Raw genomic sequence first — 22,372 nt, 5'->3', positions numbered from 1 at the left:
CCGGTGGTCGGGACCGGCCGGGTGCGCGGCCGGGCCTTGCTAGCGCCGCAGGCCTCCCAACCCCACGGTCATCGTGAACGCGAACTCGCGCCAGATTTCGCCGTCGTCCCAGTCCTCGGGGACCGATTCGGCCCGCAGCTCGAGGAGCGCGCCGATGCGGGTCGCAGTCAGGACCGTGCGCAGGCCCGGGCCCAGGGTGCCCTGGACCGCGATGGCCGAGCCGTCGAAGGTCTGGACCGTCATGGTCCCCCCGGCCCCGATGAACAGGGCACGGCGGAGCCTGCGCACATGGCGCAGCACCACAACGGCGTCCCGATTAACGAAGCCCACGAGTGGCCGGTTCCCCGGGGTCGGGATGGGCGTGCCGATCTGCTCCCGGTGGACGCTCTGTGCCCCCGTGGTGCGGTCCTCGCCCTCCCACGCCGTGCCGCGCGCGCCGGTGACGAAGAGGGAGCCGATCCCGGACTGCCGCGGGTTCAGACGCACGACGGCGGCGCCCTCCGCGAGCTGGTGGAGCTCGCCGAACGCGGGGGCCGGGTACAGGCGGGCCTCGGGCGTCGTGGGATCCGGGTCTGCGCGTTGCGCGTTCGCCGGGCGTTCGGCCGCCGGGGCGGGCGAGAGGTCGAGGCCGGCCGACGGCGCGTGCCCGGAGGACGGCGGGACCGGGACCGTGGGCTCCCCGAGGTCCAGGGGGTTTCGGCTGCGCTCAACCACCGGCTCGGGGTTCCGGCTGCGCTCGACTCCCGTTGCGGGCGCCTTGACCCGCCGGGTCATGAACGGCACGTCCGAGCCTGCCAGGCCCTTCATCAGAGGTCGAGCCCGAAGTCGCGCGAGACTCCTGCGAGGCCGTTCTCGTAGCCCTGGCCGAGGGCGCGGAACTTCCAGTCGTCGCGGTGCCGGTAGAGCTCGCCGAACATCATGGCCTTGATGCGGTCGCCGTGCATCTCGGGGACGTCGAAGCGCAGGAGCTCGGAGCCGTCGGGCCGGGCGAGCCGGATGTAGGCGCTGCGCACGGCGCCGAATGTCCCGGGGCCGCGCACCTCGGGGTCCACGTAGGCCAGGAACGCGATCTTGGCGACCTCGGCCGGGATGAGGGCGAACTCGACGTCGATCTGCTCCTGGTCGTGCGCCGCGCCGTGCGCCCCATCCTCGCCGCCGGTGAAGCGGACGCCGCCGCCCGCCGTCGTGAGCTGATTGAAGAAGACGAGGTGCTCGGGGGAGAGGGCGCGCCCGTCCTCGCCGCAGATGATTGCCATCGACGTGAGCTCGGACTGAGGGCCGTTGCTCGGCACGATCTGCCAGCCCATCGCCACCATCACCCCGCCGAGCCCGGGGTTCTCCGCCGTGAGCTGGGCGTTGCTGCCCGCGACCATCGTGGCCATCAGAGTGCGTCTCCTTCTCGGGGTTGCGGAGCTGAGCTGAGGCGGATGCCCTCGACGTCGAACTTGTCCTGCAGGAAGCGCCCGTGGACGCTCAGCTCGGCGATGGCGCCGGTGCGGACCTGGTTGTCCAGGTCCAAGGCTGTCGAGTGCAGGATGTCGAGCTGCTCGAGCAGCTTCTCCGACTCGGGGCTCGAGTCCGTGTGGGTGGACGGCGGCAGGGCGCGGTACACGCGCAGGGAGGTGGGCAGGTAGTCCGTGACGATCGAGTTGAGCAGGACCCGCTGTTCGGTGGAGGCGCCGTGCTCGGCGATGTAGTCGATGAGCCCTGCCAGGAGGTCGTCGGTCTGCCGGACCCGGGAGGACGCGAGCGTGGGCAGCACGGCGCCCGCGCGGCGGATGGCGCTGCGCAGCGCCCCGAGGGTCTCGCGCGTCTGCTCGAGCTCCTGGGCCTGGGTGAGGGGCAGCTGCTCGTCGAGGCCATGCTCGGGCTCGCGCCCGGCCCCACCGAACAGCGACCCGAAGAACTTCCCGACCATGGATTCACCTTAGCGGCTCGCGCTGTGATCGGCGCTGAGGATCCCTGAAGGAAACTGCGCAGGTTCCTTCACATGTGGTGGAATGGGCGGATGGAGACAGACCGCGCGCCCGGTCCCGAGGCTGCAGCCCTCGCGGGCGAGCTCCGCCCGGTGCTCGCCCGCCTCAGCCGCCGGCTGCGCCAGCAGGCCGATCCCGTGGACCTCACCCGGTCCCAGATCAATGTCCTCGTCCGGCTCGAGCGGGACGGCCCCGCCACCGTGAGCGGCCTCGCCCGCGCCGAGGGCGTGCGCCCGCAGTCGATGGGCGCCACGATCTCGGCGCTCGAGGGCGCGGGGCTCCTCCGCCGCGACCTCCACCCCGACGACGGGCGCAAGACCGCCATCTCCCTCACCGACGCGGCGCGGGAGCAGTTCGCGGCCCACCGGCTGGCGAAGGAGGACTGGCTCCAGCGCACCCTCGCCCGCGAGCTGGACCCGGACGAGCTCGCGCGGCTCCGCGACGCCCTCGCGCTCCTGGCCCGCATCGCCGACGCCGCCTGATCGCTCCGCGCCCACCCCCGGACTGCCCGGCCCACCACGGACCGGCCCATCACGGACCGATCCCGCAGAATCCGGACCGACCACCGAATCCCCAGGAGTCCTCATGGCCCTCACCGCCCTCGACCCCCGCACCGCCCTCGTGGTGATAGACCTCCAGAAGGGCATCGTCAACCGGCCCCAGGAGCCCTCGTCGGATCCGCGCATCGCGGACGTCGTCGCCGGCTCGATCCGGCTCGCCGAGGCCTTCCGCGCGGCCGGCCTGCCCGTGGTCCTCGTCAACGTCGCCGGCGCCCCGGCCGGCCGGACGGACCTGGGGCGGCGGCTGCCCGCCGACCTCCCCGCCGACTTCGCCGAACTCGCGGAGGGCCTCCACACCGCCGACGACGACGTGCTGCTCACCAAGCGCAGCGTCGGCGCCTTCGCGACCACGGACCTCGATAAGGTGCTGCACGACCGCGGCGTGACGCAGATCGTCCTGACCGGCATCGCCACGAGCGTGGGCGTCGAGTCCACCGCGCGCAACGCCCACGACCTCGGCTACACGGTGGCCCTGGCGATCGACGCCATGACCGACCTCAACCCCGGCGCCCACGCGCACGCCGTCTCGGCCGTGTTCCCGCGCCTGGGAGAGACCGGGACCACCCAAGACGTGCTCGACCTGCTCGCCGCCCGGCAGCGGAGCGGCGGCCCGACGGCTCCCTGACCCCGGGCAGGCTGGCGGCGGCCCCGCCCGCTGCAGCCGTGCCAGCGCCGGCCGGGGACCCGCCGGCGTGCGCGGGCAGCGTACGCTCTTCTCATGCCGAAGAGCCGCACGCGCAAGCCGAAGAACACCCGCCCGCGCACCACGACCTCGAGGACCGACTACGAGCGGCGCCGCCGCAGCATCGACCTCATGATCGACGGCCTCACTCCCGAGTACGTCGCGTGGGCCTCGCGCGAGGAGGCCGACCTCGCAGGCTTCGCCGCCGGGCAGCTCACGGTCGTGAAGATGTTCGTCACGATCGTCTCGAGCCTCGCCAAGGGCACGCCGTCCCTCCGGCTCGACCCCGACCATGTGGCCGGGTTCCTCCCGCCGTTCCTCGAGGACGTCGCGGCCGCCGCGGACAACGAGGACCAGTCGGTCGACGACCAGCGCTACGTGATCGGCACCCTGGTCGACTGGCTCACCTTCCTCGAGGAGACCGGACGCTGGCAGGGCACCGCCGAAGAGCTCGAGGCCGTCGCCGAGGTGCTCGACGCCCACGCCGAGGCGCTCGGCGGGATCGTCGACGAGGGGCCCCGGGCCAACCTGCCCCAGGCCAGCGAGGAGGAGGCCGCGGCCTTCGCCTCCGGGGCCCCGTTCGTGCGGCACGCCCGGGCCCTGCTCGACTGGCTCGGCACCGGCCGCGAGGTTACCGAGGAAGCGGCCCTCCCGGCCGACGCCCTGGCGTCCGCCGCCGAGGTGGTCGGCTCCGAGGAACGCGCCCAGCGGCTGTGGGAGGCCATGGTCAACGCCGAGCTCATCGACACCGCCGGCGGCGTGGCGCGCCCCGGCGAGGGGGCCGGGGACCTCGGCGGCACCGACGGGCTCGGGCGGCTCGAGGCGCAGTTCCTCGGCACGGAGATCGTGGTCGCCGCGTGCACCGACGGCACCCCCGGAACCCCCGACGGCGAGACTGCCGCCGTGCTCACCACGATCCTCACCGCCGCCGTCCACCAGCAGCCGTTCCCCCTCGAGGATGTCGCCTCCCTCGGCTCAGGCCTCGCCGAGGACGGCGAGGCGCAGGAGGACGAGGAGGAGCTCGGGCCAGGGGCCGCCCAGCAGCTCCAGAGCCTCTCCGAGGCCCTGATGCGCCAGATCCGAGAGCTCGAGGCCCTCGGACTCGCCGACACCGCGGACGGCATGGTCAACGTCCCGGTCGCCGCCCTCGACGCCGTCTACGACGCGGTCGTGGACTACGAGGAGGAGGCCGGGGACGAGGACGAGTTCGACGACGGCTTCGACGACGAGGACGAGGCGGACGACCAGCTCTAGCTGGCGTTGCCCTCCTGCCGGCGCACGCGCTCGATGTACGGGCGCGACTTCTCGAGGCCGGTCTCGAGCGCCTGGACCGTGCTCTCCATGCTCTTGGCCGCCTGCGAGCGGAACGTGTCGATCGCGTCCATCGTCTGGTAGATGTTCGCGAACGCCTTCTCGAGCGTCTGGACCGAGACGCCGGAGGACGAGGCCTGCTGGTGGATGCGGGCCGTCTGGTCCTTCAGCATCTCCGAGGTGCGCAGGATCATGTTGTTCGTCGTCGTGTTGATCGCGTCGATCTGGTCGAGGACGAGCTTCTGGTTGGCGAGCGCCTGCGCGACGATCACGGCCGTGCGGAGGGCACTGATCGTCGTCGTCCGGGCCCGGTCCACGCCCTTGATGAGCTCGGTGTTGTTCTTCCGGATCATGTCGATCGCGAGGTAGCCCTGCACCGAGACGGCGAGCTGGGTGAGGATGTCCTGGCGGCGCTGGCGCACCGGGAAGAGCACATCCGACTCGAGCTGCTGCGCATGCTCGGTCTGGCCGCTGCGGCGGACCTCGTCGATCTTCTCGACCGTGGCCTTGTCCAGCTCCTGGGCGAAGACCGCGTACTCGGAGAGCTGCTTCATCGTCTCCCAGAGGTTCGTCTTCTCCTGGGCGAGGGAGGCGTTGTCCTTCATGAGGGCGTCCTGGCCGGCCATGAGGGACTTGATGATCTTGTCCAGCTGGGTCTGGGCGGACTCGTAGCGCTGGAAGTACCGGGCGAGCCTGTTCCCGCCGGGGACGAAGCCGAGGATCTTCCGGCCCGCGCTCAGCTCCTGGCCCGGGGTGAGGTCCTCGACCGTGCTGCGCAGCTCGCCGAGCGTCGAGGCGACGTACATCTGGGCGCTGTTGCCGGACTTCTTGGCGCTCGCGAGGGAGGTGCTCGAGCGGTCCAGCATCCGGCTCGAGGCGTCCGAGGACGCGACCATCTCCCGCCCGGCGAACCGGTTGAGGCCCTCGACCTTCTGCTGGAACTCCGGGCTGCGCGAGTCCATTGAGGCGATCTCGGCCACGTAGGCCTTGGCCTGGCTGGCGATCTCGGTCTGGCGCTCGGTCGGGACCGGGACCATGCCCGGAGCCTGCTCCTCCTGGATGACGGGAGCGGGCTCGGGCGCCTGCAGCACGAGCGCGTTCTCGGACTCGGTGGGATCCGGCGGGGTCAGGGAGATGGACATCGAGGTGCTCCTTGGAGAAGTGGGTGGGAGTGCTGCGTCAGCCGAGGTTCACGCCGAAGTCGGTGGCGACGCCCGCGAGGCCGCTCGCGTAGCCCTGGCCGACGGCCTTGAACTTCCATTCGCCGGCGTTGCGGTAGAGCTCGGCGAAGATCATGCAGGTCTCGCTCGCGGCGTCCTCGGAGAGGTCGTAGCGGACCACTTCGGCGTCGGTGCCCTGGTTGACGATCCGGCAGTACGCCGACCGGACCATGCCGAAGTTCTGCCGGCGGCTCTCGGCCTGGTCGATGCTCACCACCACGACGATGCGCTCGACGTCGGCCGCCACCTTGGTCAGGTCGACCTGGATCTGCTCGTCGTCGCCCTCGCCCTCGCCGGTGCGGTTGTCGCCCAGATGGGTCACCGCTCCGTCCGGGGACTGCTTCTGGTTGTAGAAGATGAAGTCCGCGTCGGAGCGGACCTTGCCGTTGGGTCCCACGAGCAGCGCCGACGCGTCCAGGTCGAAGGCGTCGCCCGTCGTCGTGCGCGGATCCCAGCCGAGCCCCACGATGGCCTTGGTGAGGCCGGGATCGGTCTTGGTCAGGGAGAGGTTGCCGCCCTTGGAGAGGGTCAGTCCGGCCATGTGAAGTGCTCCTTCTTCCGTCTCGGATGCGGCGTCAGTCGAGGACGACGCCGAAGTCGGTCGCCAGCCCGGCCAGCCCGCTCGCGTAGCCCTGGCCGACGGCGCGGAACTTCCATTCCCCGCCGTGCCGGTAGATCTCGGCGAAGATCATGCAGGTCTCGCTCGCGGCGTCCTCGGTGAGGTCGTAGCGGACCACTTCCTGGTCCGTGACGTCGTTGACCACCCGGCAGAACGCGCCCCTGACCATGCCGAAGTTCTGGCGGCGCGCCTCCGCCTGGTCGATCGAGACGACGATGACCACCTTCTCGACATCGCCGGCCACCTTGGTCAGGTCGATGAGGATCTGCTCGTCGTCGCCCTCGCCCTCGCCGGTGCGGTTGTCGCCCTGGTGGACCACCGAGCCGTCCTTGGCCTCGAGCTGGTTGTAGAAGATGAAGTCGTCGTTGCTGCGGACCTTGCCGCGGGCCGAGACGAGCAGGGCGCTCGCGTCGAGGTCGAACATCTCGCCCGCTGTGGTGCGCGGATCCCAGCCGAGCCCCACCATGGCGCGGGTGAGGCCCGGATCGGCCTTGGTCAGGGAGAGGTTGCTGCCCTTGCTGAGGGTGAGGCTTGCCACGGTGCTCCTTGTGCTGTGCGGTGGTTCGGTGGACTACAGGACGGCGGCGGACGGGCCGACGAGGTCGCCCACGGTGCGGCCGTTCGCGGGCTGCCCGATGGCCGTGAACTTCCAGCCTGCACCCTCGCGGGAGAGCTTGGCCATGATCATGCCGGTGGTCGGCCCCTGCTCGGTGAGGGTGTAGCGGGCCACCTCGGGGCTGCCGGCGGCGGAGTCGTCCACGACCCGGCAGAACGCATTCTGGACCTCATTGAAGGTCTGCTGGGAGTAGCTGGTGATGACGAAGACGATGTGCTCGACCGCGCCGTTGACGGAGGGCAGGTTGACCATGATGGTCTCGTCGTCGCCCTCGCCGGCGCCGGTGAGGTTGTCCCCGGTGTGGCGGATCGAGCCGTCCTTGCTCGTGAGCTGGTTGAAGAAGACCGTGTCCAGCGGCTGGCGGCTGGCGTTGTAGAGGATGGCCGAGGCATCCAGATCGATCTCCGCCGCGCCACCGCCGAACAGGCTCCCGAAGAGGCCCTTGCGGGGCTGCTCGACGGCGTCCCAGCCCAGCCCGAGGCGGACCTGGGTCATGCCGGACCCGTCCTTCTTGGTCAGCGAGAGGCCCTGCCCCTTCTGCAAGCTCAGTCCCACGGTGTGCTCCTTACGTTGTCTCTCTACAGGGTGCGGTTGGACGTCTCAGGCGGTGGTCGCGTGCTCGGGTTCGAGGGCCTTGCGCCGGTTGCGCATGACCGAGGCGACGAAGGCGGCCCCGATGAAGACCACGCCGATGAGGCCGGTGATGACCTCACTGACCTCGATGCCGATCGTGATCAGGAGGATGACCGCGAGGGCGCCGATGGCCCAGTGGGCGCCGTGGTCGAGGTACTCGAATTCGTCGAGGGTGCCCTGGCGGACGAGGTAGACCGTGAGCGAGCGGACGAACATCGCGCCGATGAGGCCGAGGCCGAGGGCGATGATGATCGGGTCCGAGGTGATGGCGAACGCGCCGATGACGCCGTCGAAGGAGAACGAGGCGTCGATGACCTCGAGGTAGAGGAACAGCATGAATGCGGCCTTGCCGGCCACCTGGACCGCCTTGTTGGGGCGCTTCCCGGCCTGCTCGGAGGACTCTGCGTCCTCGTCCTCTTCCCCCGTGTCGAAGAGCTCGCCGAGGCCCTGGACCAGGAAATAGGTCACCATGCCGAAGATCCCGGCCATCAGGACGCTGCCCTGGAGGTCGGGGCCGGAGAGCTGGCCGATGAGGCCGAGGGCGAAGAGCCCGACCACGAGCGAGGCGCCGTTCATCCTGCCGATCTTCGCCAGCGGCGCCTCGAACCACTGCAGCCACTTGAGCTCGCGGTCCTCGAACATGAAGTCGAGGAAGATCATGAGCAGGAAGATGCCGCCGAAGGCCGCGATCTGCGGGTGGGCCTGGTGGAGGACGTACGCGTACGTGCCCGGCTCGTCGATGGGACCCTTGGCGAGGGCGAGCTGGACCGCCTCGACCGGGTTGAGCTTGGCGGTGACTCCGACGATGAGCAGCGGGAACAGCACCCGCATGCCGAACACGGCGATGATGACGCCGACTGTGAGGAACATCCGCTGCCAGAACGGGTTCATGCGCTCAAGGATGCGGGCATTGACCACCGCATTGTCGAAGCTCAGGCTCACCTCGAGGATGCCGAGGACCAGCGCGAGGAAGAGGCCCTGCGGGCCCCCGTAGAGGAAGGCCACGACAAGCGCCACGGCGCTCACACCGAAGGACCAACCGAACGTCTTCAGAAACACGTGGGGCGCAGAGCTCCTCGTTCAGGCCCGGGGTGCCGGGCGGCAATCAGCAGGCTGCAGAGCCCGAGGAGCGGTTCCCCCCAGACCAGCCAAGGCCCATTATGTCCCGGGCCGCCGACAGTTCTGTATCCCCCGGGTCTGAGCAGTCTCTTGCGTGTTCAACGGGGGAGCGGCCGGGCGGGTTCCTGCCGCACCCGGTCGGCACCCGGTCCCCGTCCGGTGGACGCCCGGCCGGCGCCCGGTAGAGTGGTCAGCCGTGCCAGAACCCTCTCCGCGACCGCTGCCGGCCCCCGTGCCTGCCAGCACCCCGGCGCGCGGCGAGGGGCCCGCGCAGGCGGGATCGCCGTCGTCCGCCATGCTGGTCCGCCTCGCCGAGCTCGAGTCGCTCCACCGCGGGCCGGCGTGGGCCCTCACCCGCTCGGCCCCGTGGACCATCGCGGCGCTGCAGACCGCGTTCTCCCGCAATCGCCCGCAGGTGGAGCTCGAAGAGTTCCACGAGGAGCTCGACGCCTTCCTCGACGACCTCCGTGCGCACGATGCCGCCTCCGGCGCCGCCCCCACGGCCGGTTCCGCGACCGGACGCGCCGTCGCGGACGACTGGACCCGCCGCCGCTTCCTCGCCCGCCGAGCGCACGGCGGCCGGATCGTGTACGAGCTCACCGAGGCGACGGCGCGCGTGCTCGCCTTCCTCGACTCCCTCTCCTCCGAGCGGTCAACACTCACCGGCTCGCGGCTCGGCACGCTCCTCGGCGACGTGGAGAGGCTCGCCCGCGAGACGAACCCGGACACGACGGCGAGGATCGAGGCCCTCGAAGCCGAGATCGAGGAGCGGCTCGAGCTCGTGCGGGCCATGCGCACCGGCGAGCAGACCGGGAGCCTCGACGACGAGACCGCGCTCGAGGCCGCCGAGAACATCCTCGACCTCGCCGCCGGCGTCCCCGCCGACTTCAAGCGCATGCGCGACCGCATCGAGGACTCCGTGGGCCAGCTGCGCAACCAGATCATCGAAGAGTCGCTGACCAAGGGCGCCACGATGGCCCAGGTCCTCGAGGCGGACCGGCGGCTGCGCGCCTCCAGCGAGGGCCGCACCTTCCGCTCGTTCACGGCGTTCCTGGACGACCCCGAGCAGCAGATGCGCTTCCGGGCCGCGATCTCCGAGGTCCTCTCGCGCGACTTCGCCGACGGGCTCGGCCACGAGGAGCGGGAGACCCTGCGGCACCTCGTCGCGGAGCTGCGCGAGGCCAACGCCCAGATCCAGCGCATCTACGGCAAGCTCTCGGAGAGCCTGAACACGTACGTCCAGAGCGACGACTACCGCCAGTCCGTCCGGCTCCGCGACGCGATCCGACGGGCCGAGCAGGCGGTCCGCCAGCTCCCGTACGTCCGCGAGGAGTCCGGGTTCGCGCCGGCGCCCGAACTGTTCGGCGCAGAGTTCGAGTCGCTGTCCATGGTCAAGCTGTTCGACCCCGACGAGCTCGCGCCGCCGCCCCGGCTCGCCGCCCCCATCTCCTTCGGCCGCGAGGACCGCGTCCGCTCCGCCCGCACGGGCAAGGCGCGGGCCGCGGCGCTGCGGGAAGCGGTGGACGTGGCCCTCGAGGCCGGCGGCGGCCGCGCCGAGCTGCCGGACATCTGGTCCCAGCTGCCCGCCGACGAGCAGCACATCAACTCGATCCGCGCGCTCCTGGGGCACCTGCTCAACCGGGGCGTCGGGTTCGGCCGGGACGCGTGGGCGCCGCTGGAATTCGAACAGGTCGACGGGACGCGGCGCACCGCCTTCGTCCCCAACGCGACGGTGACCGTGGGGGCCGCGGGGAGGTCCGGGGCCGCCGCGGCCCCTGCGGCCTCCCTGACCTCCGTGACCTCCGGGGAGGAGAACTGATGGAAACTGACGCCGAGGTCACCCTTGCGGACGCCGAGGTCGGGCCGCTGGACGCCGAGGTCACCCCGCTGGACGCCGAGGTCGGGCCGGAGGAACCGTTCGTGCCCGGCACGGCCCTCTACGACGGCGACACCGGCGTCCTCCCGCTGCGCGTCCGCCACGTCCTGGTGCGCCTCCTGAAGGGCCCGTACCTCGACGGCGGCCGCGACGAGAAGGCGTGGACCACGCTGCTGGACCACGAGGACGTCCTGCGCTCGCGGCTGTCCGAGCTGTTCCTCCGCCTCCAGATCGACCACGAACGCAAGATCGCCGTGCTGCGGCCGGTGGACCCGGAGCTGCTGGGGACGGCGTCGCGCGCCACGGTCCTGCGCCAGCAGCGCGCGCTCAGCCGCGTCGAGACCATCCTGCTGCTGCGGCTCCGGCTGCTCCTGGACCGGCATGCCACGGCCCAGACGGAGCCGACCGTCACGCTCGAGGAGCTCGCCGACGTCGTGGCCCACTACCAGCCCGCCGAGGAGCAGGACGCGCTCCGCGACGCGGACACCGTCAACCGCGCGGTCGCCAAGCTCCAGGCCCGCCGCCTCCTCATCCCCACCCCGCTCGAGGACGTGTACCTCATCTCCAACGCCCTTCCGCTCGCCCTGCCGTTCGAGAACATCGGCGACGTCACCCGGCACCTCGAGGCCGTCGCCGCCGCGGGGCCCGCGCGGGACGGCGGTTCCGCGGACGACGCCGGCCAGGTCGCCTTGGACGTGGACCTCGCCGCAGGCGACGGGGACCGAGCAGAAGAACCCGAGGGCGCCGAGGGCGCCGAGGGCGCCGAGGGCGCCGATCCCGTGGAGGACGAGGACGCCCCCGACTTCGAGGGCCCACGGGGTGACGTCGGCGTCCCAGGGGGTGACGTCGGCGTCCCAGGGGGCGACGTCGGCGTCCCACGGGGTGACCTCGGCGGATCGGACGAGACGGAGGGGCTCCTGTGAGCGTCGCGACCATGCTCCCACTCGGCACGGCCATCAATCCCGGCCAGTACCGGCTCAGCCTCGTCCAGGTGGTCAACTGGGGCACCTTCCACGGGACGCACACCATGCACGTGGACCGTGCGGGCACCATGCTCACGGGCAACTCGGGCGTGGGCAAGTCGACGCTGTTCGACGCGATCGCCCGCGTGTTCGACGCCCGCCCGCGCTCCAACGAGGCCGCCGCGGCGCGCGCCGGGCACAGCGAGGACCGTCGCACCACCTACACGTACATGCGCGGCAAGGTCGGCGACATGGCCGTGGGGGAGGGCCGCGCGAGCGCGTTCCAGCGCCCGGGGGCCACCTGGAGCGCCGTCGCCCTCACCTTCGACAATGCGGCCGGCACCGCCTACACGCTCACCGCGCTGTTCGACCTGCCCAAGAACGGCACGGAGTCCAGCCTGGGGCGCTTCTACCTCATCGACTCGGTGCCGCTGGATGTGGCGGCGGTCGAGGGCATCATCGGCCAGACTCCCGGCCGGCGCTTCACCCGCAGCGGCCTCGAAGCTGTCTTCCCCGAGGCACAGGTCTTCGACGTCCACAAGAACTTCGCCGAGCGCTTCCGCCGGCTCCTGGGCATCTCGAGCGACCAGGCGCTCCCGCTCCTGCGCGTCATCCAGGCCGGCAAGGGCCTCGGCGGCAGCGTCAACAGCTTCTTCCGGGACCAGGTCCTCGACCCGCCCGCCACGCTCGCGGCCGCCGACGAGGTGGTCGAGGAGTTCAGCAACCTCATGTCCATCCGGGCCCGGCTCGAGGACATCAGGCTCCAGCGCGACCAGCTCGCCCCCGTCCCCGCCCTGAATCAGGAGTACGAGGCCGCCCTGACCGAGGCCGCCCGCCTGCGCGAGCTCGCCGACGAGCCCTTCGACGCCGTCCGCCAGTCCCACGCCGTCGCCGTCCAGGAGCGGCTCATCGCCGGCATCCGGGACCGCGCCCAGGCGAAGGCGAAGGAGCTCTCCGCCGAGCGCCACCGCCGCGACGCCCTGGCCGCCGAGCTGCGCTCCCTCGAGGCCGAGTACAACAGCGCCGGCGGCAACCAGATCTCCGCCCTCGAGCAGGCCCGGGACAACGCGACCGTGGGCCTGCGCCTGCGCCGAGAGGTCGAGGCCGCGGCGAAGGCCGGCCTGCACGACGCCGGCCTCGACCTTCCGTTCTCCGCCGAGGGCTGGGAGGCGGCGCACCGGCAGGCCGCCGAGGCCCTCGCCGGGCTCGAGGGGGACACCGCGGCACTGCGGGAGGCCCGCTTCGACGCCTTCGAGGTCCACGCGACCGCCAAGCGCGAGCTCGCCGAGGCGCGCTCGGAGCTCGCGGCCCTCGCGCAGAGCAAGAGCCTCCTGCCCCAGCACGCGGTCGAGAACCGCGCCGCGATCGCCTCGGCGCTCGGCCTCGACGAGGACGAGATGCCGTTCGGCGGGGAGCTGATCGACCTCGCCGAGGACCAGGAGCGGTGGCGCCCTGCCGCCGAGCGGGCCCTGCGCTCGCTGGCCACCACCCTGCTCGTCCCGGGCCAGCACTTCGCGGCGGTGACCCGGTGGCTCGACGCGAACCCGGTGCGCGGGGCACTGCGCGCGGTCGACCTCTCCAGCCGCGTCCCCGGTGCGGAGCTCGCCCTCGCCTCGGTCGGGGAGCGAGACCTGCTCTCCAAGCTCGAGGTGGTCCCGGGCCCGGCCGGCGACTACGTCCGCGAGCGCATCGCCGTGGACTTCGCCTACACGTGCGTGGAGGACCCGGACGAGCTCGCCGGCCTCGAGCGCGGCCTGAGCCTCGGCGGCGTGGTCAAGCGCGGCCGCGGCACTGTCGAGAAGGACGACCGCTTTGCGGCCCGCGCGGACTTCGTGCTCGGCTTCGACAACGCGGCCAAGGTCGAGCTCCTCGCCGGGCGGGTCCTCGAGCTCGAGGCCTCCCTCGCCGCAGCGGCCGAGGCGGCCCAGGCGAGCGAGGACTCGCACCAGGGCCTCTCCCGCCGGCTCGAGGCGCTGCGGCGGGTGGCCCGGGACGAGCGGGCGTGGGAGGAGGTCTCCTCTGCCGCGGCCGAGGACGAGCTGCGCCGCATCGGCGCCCGCCTCGAGGACGCGCTCGCGGCCCAGGGTGACCTCGAGCCGCTGCGTGCCAAGGTCGAGGCGGCCCGCGCAGAGCACCAGGCCTCCACCGAGGCCGCGGCCGTGCTCCAGAGCGAGTACCGCCAGCTCGACGCGCAGCTGGTGACTGCCGATCGGCTCCTCGAGGCCGCGCGGGCCCGCCTCGCCGACGCCCCGCCGTCTGCCGCGGCGACTGGCACGCTCGGGCCGCTGTTCGAGGAGTTCGGCCAGGCCGCGGACCAGCACGACCTCGAGCGGATCGCCGCCGAGGTCCATGGCCGCCTCGCTGCCCGCGTGCACGCCGCGGAGAGCCGCGCGCAGGCCGCGGCCGAGCGGCTCACCCGCATCTTCGAGCAGTTCCAGCGCGACTGGGGCCCCGTGGTCGCGGCGGACCACGGCGTCTCGATCGGGGCCGCGGCCGCGTTCGAGGCCCGCTACCGCCAGATCGTCTCGGAGGGCCTGCCCGCGCAGGAGGCGCAGTTCCGGGAGTTCTTCGCCCAGCGCACGCACGAGTCCTTCTCGACGCTGCTGCACCTGCTCGACGAGGAGCGCCGCGGCATTGCGGCCCGCATCCTGCCGCTCAACTCGATCCTGGCCGGGGTGGACTTCCACGACGGCTCGTACCTCGAGCTGGACATCCGCCAGACCGTCCCGGCGTCCGCGAAGCAGTTCAAGGAGGCGATCGTCTCCGCGCTCAAGGCGCGCCACGCGCCGTCGTCCGCGAATTCCGCGGCGGCGCACGACGCCGGCCCGGCCTCCTCGGGCGGCAGCGGGACCGCCGGGGTCGGCGCCGGAGAGGACCAGCTCACCGTCCGCTACAAGACGCTGGAGGCGCTCGTGAAGCGGCTCGCGTCCCAGACGCCCGAGGACCGGCGGTGGCGGGCCGAGGTGCTCGACACGCGCGCCCACGTGTTCATCTCCTGCAAGGAGCACCGGGTCTCGCGGGACGCCGCCGCGGGCACGGCGCGGGACGAGGTGTTCGTGCACGCGGACACGGGCTCGATGTCCGGCGGCGAGCGGCAGCGCTTCACTGCGTTCATCATGGCCGCGGCCCTGAGCTACCAGCTGGGCATCGCCGAGCACGGGTTCACGGGCTACGGGACCGTCATGATGGACGAGGCGTTCGTGCTCGCGTCCGAGGAGTTCGCCGGCCAGGGCATCGCGGCGCTGCACGAGTTCGGCTTCCAGCTGCTGCTCGCGGCCCCAGAGAACGTGATCGACCTCTCGCGCTACCTCGGGTCCGTCACGGAGATCCTGCGGGACAGGCGCACCAACCGGTCGGGGCTCATCGAGGGCCCGTCGGTCCCCGGGGGGCCGGTGTCGCAGGCGAACCCCGTGGACATCGTGCTGCGCTGACGGCTGGCCCGCAGTCCGTCAAGCGCGTCCGTCGGGCGTTGAGGAGTCACGCCCGTCAGGTTGAGGAGTCACGTCCGTCGGGTTGAGGAGTCACGTCCGTCGGGTTGAGGAGTCACGTCCGTCGGGTTGAGGAGTCAGGTCTGCCGTTGCCTGGCGTTCACCCTCCCTTCGGCCGCCGGTAGCACGCCGGCCCTAGGCTCGCCGGGTGGCAGGAAGCGTTCGCGGGAGCCGGAAGAGGTTCGTCGCCCTGGGGGACTCCTTCACGGAGGGGGTGGGGGACTGGAACCCCGCCCTGCCCAACGGCGTCCGCGGGTGGGCCGACCGGATGGCCGAGAAGCTCGCCAAGGCCGAGAAGGGCTGGGAGTACGCGAACCTCGCCGTGCGGTCCAAGCGGCTGCGCCAGATCGTCGCGGACCAGCTTGCGCCGGCACTGGCCATGGAGCCCACGCTCGTGACCCTGTACGCCGGCGGGAACGACATCCTCGACCTCGGCACCGACATGGACCAGCTGCTCGGCCAGTACGAGGACCTCGTGCGCCGGCTCGCCGCAACCGGCGCGACCCTGGTGCTGTTCACGGGGTACGACGTCAAGGTCAACCCCGTCCTCGAGCCGCTCAAGCACCGCAACTGGCAGTACAACGAGCGCGTCCGCGGCCTCGCGCGCGAGCTCGGCGCCGTCCTCGTGGACTACTGGTGCTTCGATGAGTATGCCGACCGGCGCATGTGGGACACGGACCGTCTCCACATGTCCAAGGCCGGCCACAAGTTCCTCGCCCGCGGGGTGCTCGAGCAGCTCGGATACCCGCAGAGCGCCAAGCAGCGCGGGCGCGAGCCGCGGATGCGGCGTGGGCCGCGCGAGTGGGTCGCGGCCCAGCGGGCCTGGCTCGGCGACTGGGTCGTGCCCCTGATCGGGCGGAAGATCCGCGGCGTCACCCTCGGCGACGACCTGTCTCCCCGCTGGCCCGACCCCGTGAAGGTGCCGCGCAAGGGCGGACTCCGCCGCTACGCCGAGGAGCATCCCGAAGTCCTCGCGGGCACCCCGGACTGGGCGCGGAGGCCGCTCTAGCGCCTGCGAGTAGTCCCCGCGGGAGGCGGCGTCACGCGGGAGGTGCGGCGCGGCGTCGTGCGTGGCGGGCGCGTAGTCTGGGCGGGTGCCTGACGCCTCAACCACTGCCCCGCCATGCCCCCGAAGCCGCTGAACCGCAGCGAGGGCATCAGCGCGCCCTGGCTCCTGGTCCTGGCGTTCCTGTCCATGACGGCGCCCCTGTCGACCGACCTCTACCTGCCCAGCTTCCCGCGCGTGCAGCAGGAGTTCGCCGCGACGGCCTCCGGCGTGCAGCTCACACTCACCGGGTTCCTGCTCGGGATGGCGGCGGGGCAGCTCGCGTTCGGGTCGATCTCGGACAGGTTCGGCCGGCTCAGGCCGCTGGTCCTCGGGAACGTCGGCGCGATCCTCTCCTCGGTCGCAGCGGCGCTCGCGCCCAACCTCGAGGTGCTCATCACCGCCAGGCTCGGGCAGGGGCTGTTCGGCGCGGCGGGCATCGTGATCGCGCGGGCCATCATCGTGGACCTCACCCGCGGGTCGGAGACCGCGCGCACCCTCAGCCTCCTCATGACCGTCAACGGCGTCGCGCCGGCGGTGGCGCCCTCGCTCGGCGCGCTGCTCGAGGGGCCGATCGGGTGGCGCGGGATCATGTGGACCCTCGCGGGGCTGTTCGTGCTCATGATGCTGAGCGTCTCGTCCGTGTTCCGTGAGACGCTCCCGCGCGAGTCGCGTGGCGAGCACGGCATCCTCGGCGGCCTCGCGCAGCTGTTCAAGGTGCCCCGGTACCTCGGGTACGCGGGGCTCTTCGCCACCTCGTTCGCGACCATGATGTCCTACATCCCGGCGTCGCCGTTCGTGTACCAGGTGGTCATGGGACTGCCGCCCCTCGCCTACGGGGCTCTGTTCGGACTCAACGCCGCGGGGCTCATCATCGCCGGGTACATCTCGTCCCGCCTGGTCAAGCGCATCCCGGCCCAGCGGATCGTGGGGACGGCCGCGCCGCTCCTGCTCGTCTTCTGCGTGGCCATCCTCGCGGTCGCGCTCGCACCCGTGCCGCGCTGGCTCCTTGCGATCCCGATCTGGTGCGCGGTGACGAGCGTGGGCTTCCTCATGGGCAACTCCTCGGCGCTGGCCCTCGACGCCGTGCGGCACGTCTCGGGCAGCGGCTCGGCCGTGCTCGGGGCGGTCCAGTTCGTGTTCGGCGCGATCGTGTCACCGCTGTCCGGGCTCGCCGGCGACCGCACCGCCGTGCCCATGGCGGTGATCATGACGGTCGCGGCCGCGGTGGCCGCGGTGCTCGCGCTCGTGCTGCGGCGCCGGCAGGGCTGAGGACGGCTACCGGCCCTGGCGCAGCCGGTCTGAAGCCGCTCGACGCGCGGGACCTGGCGCCCGCTGCAGGAAAGCGCCCTGCCCTTCGGTCGGAACCTCCGGCTGCAGACGGTGGTTCCGACCGAAGCGCAGGGTCTTCCCGAGAGACTGCTGGGTGGAGCGGTTCGGGAGGACGCCGCGATGGGTGGCACGCTCCCCAGCCGGCCCTCGGGCCCGACCTACCGGCCCAGGTCTGCGGGCACGAAGCTCCACAGCTCCGCGGACATGCCCACCGGGCGCTGGCGCTCGGCGCCCTCGGCCCCGGGAGCCGCACCCTCGGCACCCGCGCCCCCGGCACCGGCGGCCGCGCCCTCGGGCCGGCCGTGCCCGCGCCCGAACGAAGCCGAGTTCTTCCACGCCTCGAAGCTCTCCTCGTCGGCCCAGCGCGTCACGACGAGCCAGACGTTGCGGCCGTCGGTGGGCTGGAGCAGCTCGAAGCCCTCGAAGCCGGGCTGGCCGTCCACCGCACCGGCGCGCGCGGCGAAGCGGCGGGCAAGCTCGTCGCCCGAGTCGGCGGGAACGGTGATGGCGTTGATCTTCACGATGCTCATGCAGGGATCCTGCCAGAGCAGTCTGGCCGCAGACTGGACGCCGGCTCCGCCCGGGACGATCCCCGGGGCGTCCCGTCCCGCCCACTTTGGGCCGCGGTGCCGGCCTGCTGCGCGGTGTGTCGCGGCAGGACGCGCCGGAGCCCGAGACCCAAAGAGGGCAGGAGCGGACGCCGCCGGCGCAACCTCACCGCCACGTGCCGTCGATAGACTCGCCCCAGCGGCCGCGAAGGGGCCCACGGAGCGAAGGAGCACCCCCGGATGACCACGTGGCGGATCAGGGACTTCCACCCCTCGGACCTGGACGGGATCCTGCACCTGTGGAGCGCCATGACGGCCTCGGGCATCGAACCGGTGTACTCGCTCTCCGAGGTCCTCGCGAGCTGCCAGAAGGACGTGGCCGTCGTGGCCCTGCACGGCGACGACGTGGTCGGGGCCGCCGTGGGCCGCGCAGCGCACGAGCAGGGCTGGATCGTGTTCCTCGCGACCCTGCCGGAGTGGCGCTCGCGCGGGATCGGCACCGCGCTCCTCGCTGCCCTCGAGAACCGCATGGCCCCCCTGGGCCTGACCAAGCTGTCCGCGCTCATGCCGGACACCGAGACCCGCCTCGAGGCCTTCCTCTCCCGCGGATTCAAGGACGTGCAGAACCTGCGCTTCTTCGAGCGGCAGATCCCGGTCCAGCGCACCGAACTCGAGCCTCTGGCCCAGCTGGGCGGCCGCGTCCTCCCGCGCGACCTGTGGGACCGGGTGGCCGGCATGAAGCGGGAGAAGCAGCTCCTCGAGCGCCGGCTCGTGCTTCCGCTGGCCCAGGCCGAGCTCGCGGACGAGTTCGGGGTGGTGCCCCCGCGCGCCGTCGTGCTCTTCGGGCCGCCGGGGACCGGCAAGACGACGTTCGCGAAGGCGATCGCCTCCCGCCTCGAGTGGCCGTTCGTCGAGGTGTTCCCGTCCCGCCTCGCCGCCGGGCCGGAGGGCCTCGCCGGCGCGCTGCGCACCACCTTCCTCGAGATCTCCGAGCTCGAGCACGCCGTGGTCTTCCTGGACGAGGTCGAGGAGATCGCCTCCCACCGCGCCGGCGACCCGCCCAGCCCCAACCAGGGCGTCACGAACGAGCTACTCAAGATCATCCCTGCCTTCCGCGAACAGCCCGGCCGCCTGCTCGTGTGCGCGACCAATTTCATCCGCGCCCTCGACTCCGCCTTCCTGCGCCATGGCCGGTTCGACTACGTGATCCCCATCGGCCTGCCGGACGCCGAGGCACGCCGGGCCATGTGGCAGCGCTTCATCCCGGAGGCGGTCCTGGCCGAGGTGGACGTGGAGCAGCTCGTGGAGCACACGGAGGGATTCTCGCCGGCGGACATCGAGTTCGCGGCGCGGTCGGCGTCCCAGCGCGCGCTCGAGAAGGCGGTGTACGCGGCGGAGCCGGTCCCAGTGCCGGGGATGGCAGGCTCGCCCGCGGCCGGGGGCGCCGTCCACCGCGACGCCGGGGACCTGGCGCACGACGCCGGCCCGGCCGGCGGCGGCGCGTCCCTCGCCGGCGGCCCCGCGGCAGGGCTGGAGTCGGGGCGCACCAGTGCACCGGACGGGTCCCATCCCGCGGCCGCACTGGCGCGCCGCGGACCCACCACGCAGGACTACCTCGAGGCCGTCGCCGAGACGAAGACGACCGTGAGCGAGGAGGTTGCGGCCGCGTTCCTCGAGGACATCGAGCAGCTCGCGCGCGTCTGAGGCAGAGCCCGTCCCTGGGCCGGGGCCGCTGCCCCCAGCCGGACTGCACCCCGGCCGGACTGCACCCCCGCGCGGGCGCGCCGCAGCGCGGCCCGATGTGATCCGGGCCCCAGACCCGTGGGACAGTGGGACCATGACCGCGCAGCATGCCAACGCCGTCTCCGGCCCCGAGGGCCCCCGCACCGCCGGCGCTGGGCCCGATGGCGGGGCAGCCGGCACCGGGACACCAGGCACCGCGGCAGCCGGCACCGCGACAGCCACCGCCGCCCCGCCTGCACCGGAGTGCGCCGGCGCCTCGCCCCGCCTCAAGCCGCTCTTCCGTGTGGCGCAGCGCGTCGCCCAGAGGTGGAACGACCTCCGCACCCGCCAGGCCAAGCGCGGAGACTACGTGGCCCAGGTGGTCGCGTACCGCGGGTACGGGTCCACGCGGCGCGTGCGCGTGCTCGGACGCGTCATGTACTCCCGGCCGGGCCTGCACGGTGAGTCGGATGCCTTCAACAACTTCCGAGGCTGGGTCTCCTTCACGTCCGTGCCGATCCAGCACGCTGAGGTGACGGTCGAGATCGGGGCGACGCGCGCCGTCGTGCATGCCGACGCCGGCGGGGTGGTCGACGCGCTCGTGGACGTGGAGCTCGAACCGGGCTGGCACGAGGCGCGGATGAGCGCGGACGGGGCCGAGCCGGACACCGCGCAGGTGCTCGTCGTCGAGCCGGGCGCGGGCTTCGGGATCGTCTCCGACATCGACGACACCGTCATGGTCACCGCCCTCCCGCGGCCGTTCCTCGCGCTGTGGAACACCTTCGTGCTCAGCGAGCGGGCCCGCACGCCCACCCCGGGCATGGCGGTGCTCCTCGACCGGCTCGCCACGGAGCATCCGGAGGCGCCGATCGTGTACCTCTCGACCGGGCCGTGGAATGCCGCGCCCACGCTCCAGCGGTTCCTGGGACGCAACCTGTACCCGGCGGGCCCGCTCCTGCTCACTGACTGGGGCATGACCCCGGAGCGCTGGTTCCGCTCGGGCCGGGACCACAAGCGGGAGAACCTCGAGCGCCTCGCCGCCGAGTTCCCCGGCATCCGCTGGCTCCTCGTGGGCGACAACGGCCAGCACGACGAGTCGATCTACGCCGAGTTCGCCGCCGCGCACCCCGACTCCGTGGCCGCGGTCGCCATCCGGGAGCTCTCGCCCGGCCAGGCGGTCTTCTCGGGCGGCACCACGCACGACGCCGCAGGGGGCGCCTCCCGCCCGGGCCTCACCTGGGCTTCGGCGCCGGACGGCGCGGGACTGGCCCAGCAGCTCGAGTCCGCCGGGGTGCTCTGACCCCAGCCCGTCCGCGGGTCACCTAACGAAGGTCAGCTCCCGGAGGTCCCCTCGTGGACGTCCCCTCCTGCGGGCCACCTCTGGAGTGCTGCCGCCTCACCCCTTGTCTTCGCCCCCCGCCTCGGGGGAAGAATGGCCCATGACCGTCCTGGTGAGGTCCCTCGAGACCGCTGTCCCGTCCACCGTGCTCAAGCAGGCCGAGGCCCGCGACGTGTTCGCAGCGCAGGAGGGCCTCACGCGCCTCGGCCAGCGCCTCGTCACGACGTGCTTCGACGCCGCCGCGATCGACACCCGCTACTCGGCCCTCGCCGAGTTCTCGTGGGACCGGCCGGACCACGATCCGGACTTCTTCGACCCCTCCACGGGCAGGCTCCTGAGCCCGAGCACCAAGACCCGCAACGACGTGTTCGTCCGCGAGGCCACCCCCCTGTTCACTGATACGGCCCGCCGCGCCCTCGACAACGCGGACGGGATCGCGCCCGAGGACGTCACGCACGTGGTCACCGTCTCGTGCACGGGCTTCTTCAACCCGGGCCCGGACTACCGGATTGTGCGCGACCTCGGCCTGAGCCCGTCCGTGCAGCGCTTCCACCTCGGCTTCATGGGCTGCTACGCCGCCTTCCCGGCCCTGCGCATGGCCAAGGCGTTCTGCGACGCGGACCCGAACGCCGTGGTCCTCGTGGCACTCGTCGAACTGTGCACCCTGCACGTGCGCAGCTCCAACGACCCGGACACCATCCTCGGCGCCTCCCTCTTCGCCGACGGCGCGGCCGCCGCCGTGGTCACGGCCCGCGACCTGCCCCTGACCCGCCCGGCCATCAGCCTCGACGCGTTCGAGACCACGCTCACCCCGGTCGGCGAGGAGAACATGGCGTGGAACATCGGCGACCAGGGCTTCGAGATGGTCCTCGGCACCTACGTCCCCCACATCATCGACGAGCACATCACCGGCGCCCTCGAACCCCTCCTCGCCCGCGACACCTCCCTCGTGGGCCGCCCGCACGCCGAGATCGAGCACTGGGCCATCCACCCCGGCGGCCGGAGCATCGTGGACAAGGTCGTGGCCCGCCTCGGCCTCTCGCAGCAGCAGGGCGCCCCCGCCTACGAGACCCTGCGCGAGTTCGGCAACATGTCCAGCGCCACCATCATGTTCGTCCTCGAACGGATCCTCGCCCTCCCGGACCGGGACCCGGACGACGACGCCTCCTCGCCGCGCGCCGCCGGCTCACCGGAGGCGGGACGCGGCTCGCCCGGCGCAGAACGCATCTGTGCGATGGCCTTCGGCCCCGGGCTGACGGTGGAGACGGCCCTCATGACCCGGAGGCTCCCGTGAGCCGGGGCGCCTGAGGACGGGCCGGCCGAG

20 protein-coding genes are annotated in these 22,372 nt (G+C 72.4%); 11 read left to right on the top strand and 9 right to left on the bottom strand.

Going from position 1 to position 22,372, the window contains the following annotated elements; genetic code table 11:
- Positions 1-39 precede the first annotated feature (39 nt).
- Genes J2W21_RS17415 through J2W21_RS17405 form a run of 3 tightly spaced genes read right to left on the bottom strand, consistent with a single transcriptional unit; the run spans position 40 to position 1,918 of the window.
- The gene (locus tag J2W21_RS17415) at positions 40-807 is read right to left on the bottom strand and encodes a hypothetical protein (RefSeq protein ID WP_307115781.1); all 768 of its coding nucleotides are present in this window, start codon (positions 805-807) and stop codon (positions 40-42) included.
- On the bottom strand, positions 807-1,382 hold the full coding sequence (locus J2W21_RS17410; protein ID WP_307115780.1) for a TerD family protein: 576 nt from the start codon (positions 1,380-1,382) through the stop codon (positions 807-809). Before J2W21_RS17410 ends, J2W21_RS17415 begins: the two co-directional genes overlap by 1 nt.
- Positions 1,382-1,918, bottom strand: a complete 537-nt coding sequence (locus J2W21_RS17405) for a hypothetical protein (protein WP_307115779.1) — start codon at positions 1,916-1,918, stop codon at positions 1,382-1,384. The genes J2W21_RS17410 and J2W21_RS17405 overlap by 1 nt, the downstream gene beginning before the upstream one ends.
- 90 nt (positions 1,919-2,008) lie before the next feature.
- On the opposite strand from J2W21_RS17405, the gene J2W21_RS17400 reads away from it, so the two are divergent.
- The 3 genes from J2W21_RS17400 to J2W21_RS17390 all read left to right on the top strand — a co-directional run bounded on the left by J2W21_RS17400 (position 2,009) and on the right by J2W21_RS17390 (position 4,472).
- Positions 2,009-2,458 carry a MarR family winged helix-turn-helix transcriptional regulator gene (locus tag J2W21_RS17400; RefSeq protein ID WP_307115778.1) on the top strand — a complete coding sequence of 150 codons (450 nt, stop codon included), beginning with the start codon at positions 2,009-2,011 and terminating at the stop codon, positions 2,456-2,458.
- Positions 2,459-2,561: 103 nt separating this feature from the next.
- On the top strand, positions 2,562-3,161 hold the full coding sequence (locus J2W21_RS17395) for an isochorismatase family protein (RefSeq protein WP_307115777.1): 600 nt from the start codon (positions 2,562-2,564) through the stop codon (positions 3,159-3,161).
- 93 nt (positions 3,162-3,254) lie between these two features.
- Positions 3,255-4,472 carry a hypothetical protein gene (locus J2W21_RS17390; protein WP_307115776.1) on the top strand — a complete coding sequence of 406 codons (1,218 nt, stop codon included), beginning with the start codon at positions 3,255-3,257 and terminating at the stop codon, positions 4,470-4,472.
- On the opposite strand, the gene J2W21_RS17385 is transcribed toward J2W21_RS17390, so the two are convergent.
- Genes J2W21_RS17385 through J2W21_RS17365 form a run of 5 tightly spaced genes read right to left on the bottom strand, consistent with a single transcriptional unit; the run spans position 4,469 to position 8,676 of the window.
- Positions 4,469-5,671, bottom strand: coding sequence for a toxic anion resistance protein (locus tag J2W21_RS17385; RefSeq protein ID WP_307115775.1), 1,203 nt, complete (start codon positions 5,669-5,671; stop codon positions 4,469-4,471). The genes J2W21_RS17390 and J2W21_RS17385 overlap by 4 nt on opposite strands.
- Positions 5,672-5,708: 37 nt before the next feature.
- On the bottom strand, positions 5,709-6,290 hold the full coding sequence (locus J2W21_RS17380) for a TerD family protein (protein WP_307115774.1): 582 nt from the start codon (positions 6,288-6,290) through the stop codon (positions 5,709-5,711).
- 34 nt (positions 6,291-6,324) lie between these two features.
- Complete coding sequence (locus tag J2W21_RS17375) at positions 6,325-6,906, bottom strand: TerD family protein (RefSeq protein WP_307115773.1); 582 nt, start codon at positions 6,904-6,906, stop codon at positions 6,325-6,327.
- A gap of 33 nt (positions 6,907-6,939) precedes the next feature.
- Entirely contained in the window at positions 6,940-7,539 is a 600-nt protein-coding gene (locus tag J2W21_RS17370; protein WP_307115772.1) for a TerD family protein, read from the bottom strand.
- A 45-nt stretch (positions 7,540-7,584) separates the two neighbouring features.
- A complete protein-coding gene (locus J2W21_RS17365) occupies positions 7,585-8,676 on the bottom strand; it encodes a DUF475 domain-containing protein (protein ID WP_307115771.1) in 1,092 nt (363 codons plus the stop codon).
- A 355-nt stretch (positions 8,677-9,031) separates the two neighbouring features.
- Here J2W21_RS17365 and J2W21_RS17360 point away from each other — a divergent pair, with 355 nt between their 5' ends.
- The 5 genes from J2W21_RS17360 to J2W21_RS17340 all read left to right on the top strand — a co-directional run bounded on the left by J2W21_RS17360 (position 9,032) and on the right by J2W21_RS17340 (position 17,379).
- The gene (locus tag J2W21_RS17360) at positions 9,032-10,555 is read left to right on the top strand and encodes a DUF3375 family protein (RefSeq protein ID WP_307115820.1); all 1,524 of its coding nucleotides are present in this window, start codon (positions 9,032-9,034) and stop codon (positions 10,553-10,555) included.
- Positions 10,555-11,535, top strand: coding sequence for a DUF4194 domain-containing protein (locus tag J2W21_RS17355; RefSeq protein WP_307115770.1), 981 nt, complete (start codon positions 10,555-10,557; stop codon positions 11,533-11,535). The genes J2W21_RS17360 and J2W21_RS17355 overlap by 1 nt, the downstream gene beginning before the upstream one ends.
- The gene (locus tag J2W21_RS17350; protein WP_307115769.1) at positions 11,532-15,005 is read left to right on the top strand and encodes an ATP-binding protein; all 3,474 of its coding nucleotides are present in this window, start codon (positions 11,532-11,534) and stop codon (positions 15,003-15,005) included. The genes J2W21_RS17355 and J2W21_RS17350 overlap by 4 nt, the downstream gene beginning before the upstream one ends.
- 205 nt (positions 15,006-15,210) lie before the next feature.
- A complete protein-coding gene (locus tag J2W21_RS17345) occupies positions 15,211-16,071 on the top strand; it encodes an SGNH/GDSL hydrolase family protein (protein ID WP_307115768.1) in 861 nt (286 codons plus the stop codon).
- A gap of 114 nt (positions 16,072-16,185) precedes the next feature.
- Positions 16,186-17,379, top strand: a complete 1,194-nt coding sequence (locus tag J2W21_RS17340) for a multidrug effflux MFS transporter (RefSeq protein ID WP_307115767.1) — start codon at positions 16,186-16,188, stop codon at positions 17,377-17,379.
- A 218-nt stretch (positions 17,380-17,597) separates the two neighbouring features.
- Here J2W21_RS17340 and J2W21_RS17335 read toward each other — a convergent pair whose 3' ends face one another.
- Complete coding sequence (locus tag J2W21_RS17335; RefSeq protein ID WP_307115766.1) at positions 17,598-17,969, bottom strand: antibiotic biosynthesis monooxygenase family protein; 372 nt, start codon at positions 17,967-17,969, stop codon at positions 17,598-17,600.
- A gap of 258 nt (positions 17,970-18,227) precedes the next feature.
- Between J2W21_RS17335 and J2W21_RS17330 the strand changes: the two genes are divergently transcribed.
- From J2W21_RS17330 to J2W21_RS17320, 3 genes are all read left to right on the top strand, one after another.
- A complete protein-coding gene (locus J2W21_RS17330; RefSeq protein ID WP_307115765.1) occupies positions 18,228-19,691 on the top strand; it encodes an ATP-binding protein in 1,464 nt (487 codons plus the stop codon).
- A gap of 133 nt (positions 19,692-19,824) precedes the next feature.
- Complete coding sequence (locus J2W21_RS17325) at positions 19,825-21,009, top strand: App1 family protein (protein WP_307115764.1); 1,185 nt, start codon at positions 19,825-19,827, stop codon at positions 21,007-21,009.
- A gap of 139 nt (positions 21,010-21,148) precedes the next feature.
- Positions 21,149-22,342 (top strand): type III polyketide synthase, encoded by a 1,194-nt coding sequence (locus J2W21_RS17320; protein ID WP_307115763.1) that lies wholly within the window; start codon positions 21,149-21,151, stop codon positions 22,340-22,342.
- Positions 22,343-22,372 lie beyond the last annotated feature (30 nt).

The sequence above is a fragment of the Sinomonas atrocyanea genome (genome assembly GCF_030811715.1).
Taxonomy (GTDB): Bacteria; Actinomycetota; Actinomycetes; order Actinomycetales; family Micrococcaceae; genus Sinomonas; species Sinomonas atrocyanea_A.
Note: the sequence above shows the minus strand (reverse complement) of the source record. Positions and strands in the feature narration are given on the sequence as shown.

Excerpts from the sequence above, each read along its gene's own strand:
- J2W21_RS17390 (WP_307115776.1), top strand. The coding sequence starts at position 3,255 with ATGCCGAAGAGCCGCACGCGCAAGCCGAAGAACACCCGCCCGCGCACC.
- J2W21_RS17410 (WP_307115780.1), bottom strand. The coding sequence starts at position 1,382 with ATGGCCACGATGGTCGCGGGCAGCAACGCCCAGCTCACGGCGGAGAAC.
- J2W21_RS17330 (WP_307115765.1), top strand. The coding sequence starts at position 18,228 with ATGACCACGTGGCGGATCAGGGACTTCCACCCCTCGGACCTGGACGGG.
- J2W21_RS17355 (WP_307115770.1), top strand. The coding sequence starts at position 10,555 with ATGGAAACTGACGCCGAGGTCACCCTTGCGGACGCCGAGGTCGGGCCG.
- J2W21_RS17335 (WP_307115766.1), bottom strand. The coding sequence starts at position 17,969 with ATGAGCATCGTGAAGATCAACGCCATCACCGTTCCCGCCGACTCGGGC.
- J2W21_RS17400 (WP_307115778.1), top strand. The coding sequence starts at position 2,009 with ATGGAGACAGACCGCGCGCCCGGTCCCGAGGCTGCAGCCCTCGCGGGC.
- J2W21_RS17360 (WP_307115820.1), top strand. The coding sequence starts at position 9,032 with ATGCTGGTCCGCCTCGCCGAGCTCGAGTCGCTCCACCGCGGGCCGGCG.
- J2W21_RS17325 (WP_307115764.1), top strand. The coding sequence starts at position 19,825 with ATGACCGCGCAGCATGCCAACGCCGTCTCCGGCCCCGAGGGCCCCCGC.
- J2W21_RS17395 (WP_307115777.1), top strand. The coding sequence starts at position 2,562 with ATGGCCCTCACCGCCCTCGACCCCCGCACCGCCCTCGTGGTGATAGAC.
- J2W21_RS17415 (WP_307115781.1), bottom strand. The coding sequence starts at position 807 with ATGAAGGGCCTGGCAGGCTCGGACGTGCCGTTCATGACCCGGCGGGTC.
- J2W21_RS17405 (WP_307115779.1), bottom strand. The coding sequence starts at position 1,918 with ATGGTCGGGAAGTTCTTCGGGTCGCTGTTCGGTGGGGCCGGGCGCGAG.
- J2W21_RS17320 (WP_307115763.1), top strand. The coding sequence starts at position 21,149 with ATGACCGTCCTGGTGAGGTCCCTCGAGACCGCTGTCCCGTCCACCGTG.
- J2W21_RS17340 (WP_307115767.1), top strand. The coding sequence starts at position 16,186 with ATGCCCCCGAAGCCGCTGAACCGCAGCGAGGGCATCAGCGCGCCCTGG.
- J2W21_RS17385 (WP_307115775.1), bottom strand. The coding sequence starts at position 5,671 with ATGTCCATCTCCCTGACCCCGCCGGATCCCACCGAGTCCGAGAACGCG.
- J2W21_RS17380 (WP_307115774.1), bottom strand. The coding sequence starts at position 6,290 with ATGGCCGGACTGACCCTCTCCAAGGGCGGCAACCTCTCCCTGACCAAG.